At 58.9% G+C, this 6246-nt stretch carries 7 protein-coding genes and 1 pseudogene; 4 read left to right on the top strand and 4 right to left on the bottom strand.

Annotated elements, in window-relative coordinates:
* Positions 1 to 140: pseudogene (locus F0169_RS14910) on the top strand (DUF2937 family protein); the annotation flags it as partial.
* 222 nt (positions 141 to 362) lie between these two features.
* Here F0169_RS14910 and F0169_RS14905 read toward each other — a convergent pair.
* The 3 genes from F0169_RS14905 to F0169_RS14895 all read right to left on the bottom strand — a co-directional run bounded on the left by F0169_RS14905 (position 363) and on the right by F0169_RS14895 (position 2634).
* Positions 363 to 707 (bottom strand): FKBP-type peptidyl-prolyl cis-trans isomerase, encoded by a 345-nt coding sequence (locus F0169_RS14905; RefSeq protein ID WP_152746938.1) that lies wholly within the window; start codon positions 705 to 707, stop codon positions 363 to 365.
* A gap of 235 nt (positions 708 to 942) precedes the next feature.
* On the bottom strand, positions 943 to 1563 hold the full coding sequence (locus tag F0169_RS14900; protein WP_058415028.1) for a transglycosylase SLT domain-containing protein: 621 nt from the start codon (positions 1561 to 1563) through the stop codon (positions 943 to 945).
* A gap of 102 nt (positions 1564 to 1665) precedes the next feature.
* On the bottom strand, positions 1666 to 2634 hold the full coding sequence (locus F0169_RS14895; RefSeq protein WP_058415029.1) for a hypothetical protein: 969 nt from the start codon (positions 2632 to 2634) through the stop codon (positions 1666 to 1668).
* A 221-nt stretch (positions 2635 to 2855) separates the two neighbouring features.
* On the opposite strand from F0169_RS14895, the gene F0169_RS14890 reads away from it, so the two are divergent.
* The 3 genes from F0169_RS14890 to F0169_RS14880 all read left to right on the top strand — a co-directional run bounded on the left by F0169_RS14890 (position 2856) and on the right by F0169_RS14880 (position 5025).
* Complete coding sequence (locus F0169_RS14890) at positions 2856 to 4352, top strand: PAS domain S-box protein (RefSeq protein ID WP_152746937.1); 1497 nt, start codon at positions 2856 to 2858, stop codon at positions 4350 to 4352.
* A 131-nt stretch (positions 4353 to 4483) separates the two neighbouring features.
* Positions 4484 to 4735 carry a CsbD family protein gene (locus F0169_RS14885; RefSeq protein ID WP_058415031.1) on the top strand — a complete coding sequence of 84 codons (252 nt, stop codon included), beginning with the start codon at positions 4484 to 4486 and terminating at the stop codon, positions 4733 to 4735.
* 14 nt (positions 4736 to 4749) lie between these two features.
* Positions 4750 to 5025: a DUF1652 domain-containing protein gene (locus F0169_RS14880; RefSeq protein ID WP_058415032.1), complete on the top strand. Its 276-nt coding sequence runs from the start codon at positions 4750 to 4752 to the stop codon at positions 5023 to 5025.
* A 9-nt stretch (positions 5026 to 5034) separates the two neighbouring features.
* On the opposite strand, the gene F0169_RS14875 is transcribed toward F0169_RS14880, so the two are convergent.
* Positions 5035 to 6228, bottom strand: a complete 1194-nt coding sequence (locus tag F0169_RS14875; RefSeq protein WP_152746936.1) for an MFS transporter — start codon at positions 6226 to 6228, stop codon at positions 5035 to 5037.
* Positions 6229 to 6246: the final 18 nt, after the last annotated feature.

Genomic DNA, 6246 nt, shown 5'->3' with positions numbered 1-6246 from the left:
GGCTGGGGGGTTGGGGCGGCGCGATGTTGTTGTCGTTTGGCATTGAGTGCCTGTTTCGCTTGATCGACTGGGTAGTGTTGGGCGGCAAGCGCCTGCGCCAGAGCCGGCCGATTGAAGAGCGTGACCTTAAAGGCCTCTAAAGACCGCCACAGCTCTACTTTAAATGTGGGAGCGGGCTTGCTCGCGACTGCGGTGTGTCAGATAAGTATTTTTCAACTGATACACCGCAATCGCGAGCAAGCTCGCTCCCACAAAAGCGCTTTTGATCTGCTTTAACCACTCAGGTCGGCTTTCAGGCCGCCGTGATCTTGATCTGAGAAACGCCCCTTTAAACGATGTTCAGCTGATTGAAACCAAGCACTTCAATCATCGCGCGTCAGCACTTCCAACAACTCAATTTCAAAACGCAAATGGCTGTTGGGCTTGATATGCGCGCCCATCGAGCGCTCGCCGTACGCCAGGTGCGCCGGCACAAACAAGCTGCGCACGCCGCCTACTTGCATGCCCATCAACCCCTGGTCCCAGCCTTTAATAACGCGCCCGGTGCCGATGACACACTGGAACGGCTTGCCGCGTTCCCAGGACGAATCGAACACCGTGCCGTCTTCCAGCGTGCCGGTGTATTGGGTGGTGATCAACGCGCCTTTGACCACGGCTTTGCCATCGCCCAGGCGGATGTCGGTGATCTGCAGTTCGTCGTTGCTCATGGTGGTCTCATTGAATGCGCAAAGGCGGGGTTTTCCCAGAATTGGCGGGGTTTGGCAAGTGCAGGAACAGTCTGATCAGCGACATTTCCGTTTAACTTGAAGGACGTTTCCGAGAGAATCCCGACCGCTTGCGACGCTCAAGTCAGCTGGCAAGTCTGCGTCGGTCACTGCCAATCCATTGACCGGGTTCAGTTGCGAAGGCAAGCCCGCTTGCCACAAAGGACAGGGACGTCCTTTATAGCCAATGCCAAAACCGACTCCAGAAGCCGCGCCCCAAATCATCCTTGCAGCGCGCATATTGCGCCGCATACAGCTGCGAACGCGCCTGTACTTTGCTCGCCACCGGCGGCAGCCAGGCTTTGGCGGCGTAGGTGCGCTGGCGATAGCCGCCCCAGCCTTCGTGGTAGTTCAAGTACTGACCATAGGCATCGTATTTGTACACGCCGTTGATGCTGTAGGTTTTGTCCATGTACCAGCCGATGAAGTCGATAGCGTCGTCGAAGTCCTGGCGACTGGCGCCGCTGCGGCCGGTGCTTTTGCGGTAATCACTCCACACTTCATCCTTGGCTTGGGCGTAACCGGCGGCGCTCGAGACGCGGCCCCAAGGGATGATCCACAGCAGGTATTTACGCGGGGCCTTGGCGTCCTGATGGAAGCCGGACTCTTGGTACATGATGGCTAACGGCAGTTGGATCGGCACGCCCCAGCGCTTTTGCGTGACTTTGGCGGCGTCGTACCAATCGTCTTTTTCGCGGAAGATGCCGCAGAGATCATTCGGCGTGCTGGGTGGCGAGGTGCCGCACGCTGCGAGCAGAGAGGTGAGTACTAACAGTCCAACGGCTTTGCCTGCGCTCAAGGGGCACCTTTGCGTGATACGCGTAAAATGCAGGCATTTTACGCGTTCAGTGCGGCAGGTGCTGAAAGGAAAAGCGGCATTCCTGCCGCTTTTACACTTTTATCAAGCCAATGGCACGCGACGGTTAGTCAGTGCGATGCGACCCACAAAGAAGCTCAATGCAGCGCCCAGCAACAGCATTGCCAGGGTGCTCCATGCGGCGCGGGACAGTTGCTTGGCAGCGACTTCACCGGCTTCACGGGCTTTTTGCTCGGCCTGCTTTTTCAGCTCATCAACTTTCTGCATGGCTTGCTGGTAAGCCTGGGCATAGTTATCAACGATCTGAGTCGCCTCGGCTTTGCTCTTGCCGGTGCGGGCAGCCACGATATTCACCAGTGCTTCTTTATCTGCTGCGTTCAGCGCCGGCTCACCGGACGCTTTAACGCGTTCGAACCACTGCTTCAACTGGTCACCGGCCTGCGCAGGGTTGGTGGCGGCGTCGGTGGCCGATTGTTTGCCATCGGCGGCAGCCTGGTCAGCTTTTTGCTCGACGTTGGCCGGGTCCAGCTCAGGCTTGCCGCTTTGCTTGAGCAGCGTGTCCAGCTCGCCTTGCAGGCTGTTCCAATCCAACTGGATGCCTTGCGCGTTCAACTGTTGTTTGACGCTGTCACCAATCCCCGGCGCTGCAGCAGCGATGCCGCTGCCCGCAGCCGAGAGGCCTTTGCCAACCACATTACCGGCCGTGCCGACCACACTGGCAGCCAAGCCAGCCAGCAACCACGTGGTGAGCAAGGTGGTGACGGTCCAGGTCAGCACGCCGTGCAGGCCGCCGCGATCCGGTGCCGTACGGCCAGCGACGAAGGCACCCGCCGCAATGGCCACCAGCGTGGACACGAACAACCAGATACCTGCACCGGTGCCGAAACCGCTGAGCGGGTTGCCCGCTTCCATCGGGTCAACGGCGCTGGCGCCGATAGCGGTACCCAGAACGCTGAGCACCAGGTAGGTCACCAGCGCAATTGCACTACCGGCCAATACCGAGCTCCACGACACACGAAACAGCGAGCGATTGGTTTCATAGACAGTGGTCATACAAGAGGTCCTTCACAAGTTATAGGAGCAAGGCAAAGTGCCTTGATTGTGTGAGTGTGGCGAAAGGACATACGTTCAGTCTTGGCCCAAATGCACCCCCTGGCCTGATACATTTGCACCCCCCGTGCGCCCTCCCCACCTTCACTACGCCCCTGCACTTTCTTCGCACTATCTTGATCCCCGAATGTCGTAGCGTTATGCGCTGTTTACCAGGAGAAACCATGAATCAGGATGTCCTCGCCAAAGAAACCAACCGCCGCCAATTGCAACAGATCATCTCCGGTCTTTCCGACGGTGTGATGCTGGCGGAGCTCGACCAGACCCTGCTATGGGCCAACGAAGCCGCACTGGCGATGCATGGCGTCAGCGAGATCGAGGCGCTTGGCGCCAATACCGAGGACTATGCCCAGCGCTTCGCTTTGCGCTATCGCAACAACCACCCGCTGGCGCTGGAAAATTATCCGCTGAGCCGTGTCGCAGCCGGTGAAGAATTCAGCGACGTGGTGGTAGAAGTCACGCCCACTGACGGTGCGCAGCGCAGTTGGGTGCACCGCCTGCGCAGCCTGGTGCTGACCGACGCGCACGGTGAACCGGAGCTGTTGGTGCTGATCCTCAGCGACGCCACAGAGTGGGCCAGTGCCGAGCAACGCTTCGAAAAAACCTTCAACGCCAACCCCGCACCGGCGGTGATTTGCCGCCTCAGCGACCTGCGCTACATCAAGGTCAACCAGGGTTTTCTGGAGATGACCGGTTACAACCGCGATCAAGTCATTGGCCGTTCGGTGTATGAACTGGATGTATTGGAACAGGCCGAGCGCAAAGACCTGGCCATCGAGCGCTTGGGCGAAGGTGCAACCATCCCGCAGATGCAAGCCGAGCTACGGCTGCCCAAAGGCGGCAGCAAACTGGTGATCGTCGCCGGCCAGCCGTTGGACATGAACGAGGAAGACTGCATGCTGTTTTCCTTCACCGACCTGGAGCCGCGGCGCAAGGCGGAAATTGCCCTGCGCCAAAGTGAAGAACGCTTCGCCAAGTCCTTCCGCCTGACGCCGGTGCCGACCTTGGTGTGCAGCGCCGCCAACCGGCAAGTGGTGGACATCAACGAAGCGTTCATGAACATCACCGGCTATACCAGTGAGGAGCTCATCGGCAAGGCTATCGAAGAGATCAACTTTATCGACAGCCCGCAGGCTGGCGCGCAACTGTTCGCCACGCTGGAAAAAGCCGGCAACCTTGATGGTCACGACCTTAAGGTGCGCAAAAAAGGCAGCGAGGTGATCGACTGCGTGCTCTCCGCCGACACCGTGATTATTCAGGACGTGCCCTGCTACCTGCTGGTGCTGATGAACATTACCGAGCGCAAACGCTCGGAGCTGGAACTGGTGGCCGCTATCGAAGAAGTGATGCAGGACGCTTCGTGGTTCAGCCAAACCCTGATCGAGAAGCTGGCCAACGCCAAGAGCGTCAACAGCCCCAACCTGCCCAACGTAACCTTCACCGACCTGACGGCGCGTGAGCGTGATGTGCTGGGCTTGATCTGCGAAGGCCTGGCCGACAAAGAGATCGCGTCGCGCCTGAAGCTCGCGCCCAACACGGTGCGTAACCACGTGGCCACGGTGTACTCCAAGCTAGGGGTGCACAGCCGTAGTGCAGCCATGGTATGGGCGCGCGAACGCGGTTTGTTTGCGGGCGAATTGCGCGTCAAAAGCAAGAAATAGAGTGCAAATGCACTAGTGCGGCCAGTGCAAATTCGCCTTATTGCCTCGCGATTCGTTGCTTAACCTTGAAGGGTGGGCACAGAGCCTTGGGCTCCGTGCCGAAGCGATTTGATCTCTTGAAGGAAAGCACCATGAAAAGCGAACAAGTCAAAGGCGCAGTAGAAAAAGTCGCGGGTAAGGCCCAGGGTTTTTTCGGCGACCTGACCGGTGACGAGCAGCTGCACGCCGAAGGTGTTGCCCGCCAGGCCGCAGGCCAACTGCAGCAAACCTACGGCGACGCACTGGACACCGTAAGTGATTTCGCCAGGAGCAAGCCGCTGACCACCGTGGCGGTAGTCGCCGGTGTCAGCCTGCTCGTGGGCCTGTTATTGCGCCGTCGTTGAGGAGGCTGAGTAACATGTTCACGCTTTCCCAACTGCGCAACTGCATCGAAGAAGCTTTGTCGCCGCTGACCTGCGAGTTCACCTTGTGCCGAGATGCCTCGTTGACCTTGAAAGTGTTCGACGCCCAGAGTGGCCGGGTCGACTTGGTGGTGACGGGAATCAGCGCCAACAAGTTGCAGTCGCCCCAAGCCGTGGAAAAAATGGTAGAAGAACTGCGCTACGAGCTGCAGAGCAATACCATGGGGCAGTTGACGCTGGACGACCTGCCCCTTTCGCCCTCGGCGCAATAATACGGCGTGTTACACCATTGGCCGTGGTTTTAGCGACGCGCCAATAAAGTAAAACACCCCACCACCCACGATAAACGCCCCCAGCATGTAGAACATGTAGTGGGCCGGCAGGCTGGCCAGCACCAGCCCGCACAATACCGGCCCCAGCGCGCCACCGAGGCTGGACAGGTTTTGCGCCGCGTAATACATGCCCCGCAGGTGGTCCGGGGCAATCCGGTCGATGAACATGTACTCGGCCGGGAACACGATAATTTCCCCCACGGTAAACACCGCCATCGCCACGACCCACCACAGCAGGCTGGTCGACAGCGCGAAACCCATCAACCCGAGCATGAACATGCCCAAGCCGGTGATCAGCCAGCGGCTCAGGTGACGGTGGGAAATGCGTCGACCGATCAAGTACTGCAACGCAATCACCAGCACGGCGTTGGTCGTGAGCACCCAACTGATCACGGTATACGTGTATTCAGCCGTGGTTGTAACCACCAGGTATTGCGACAGGTACGCCACGAACTGGCCGAACACCACCGCGCTGAGCAAGCCGCCGAGGGTGAAGCACACCAGTCGGTGGTCACGTAACAGCACGCGGCCGACGGCGAGGAACGACACCGGCTTTAGTGGGGCGTCGACAGTCGCCAGCGTGCGGTCGCCCCAGCGCCAATACAGCAGTAAAAACCCCAGCCCCAACAGCGCCGACATCATGAAAGGCAAGCTGATGCTCAGCGAGGCAATCATCGCCCCCAAAAACGGCCCCACGGCATAACCGATGTTGGTCAGGGTGTACTTGATGGAAAACACTTCGCTGCGCGCCTCAAACGGCAGCAGGCTGGCAAAACCGGCTTTTACCGCGATGTCGATAACGGCGTAGGCCAGGTTGATCAGAATCAGGCAGCTATAGAACAGCCAAATATCGTGAGCGAGTACTGTGCCGACAAACCCCAGTACATACACCGCACTCATGCTCAGCATCAGCCGGTAACTGCTGATGCGATCGACCAGGAAGCCGCCGTACACGCTGAGCAACGAGCCGATGATCAGCGAACTGCCGATCACCAGGCCGACTTGAGTAATGTCGAGGCCAAAGTGGCGGGTGAAGTAAATCACCAGGTACGGAAAGGTAATCGCCCTGGCCAAGGTCAGCACCAGCGTGGCGCACAGCAGCAGGTTCACAGTACGGGGGTAGTTTCTGACGGTGGCAAGCATCCTGCTCTGATTCCTTGG

It is taken from the genome of Pseudomonas kitaguniensis, from assembly GCF_009296165.1.
Lineage (GTDB): Bacteria > Pseudomonadota > Gammaproteobacteria > Pseudomonadales > Pseudomonadaceae > Aquipseudomonas > Aquipseudomonas kitaguniensis.
The sequence above is the reverse complement of the archived record's forward strand: the minus strand, read 5'-3'. Positions and strand labels throughout refer to the sequence as shown.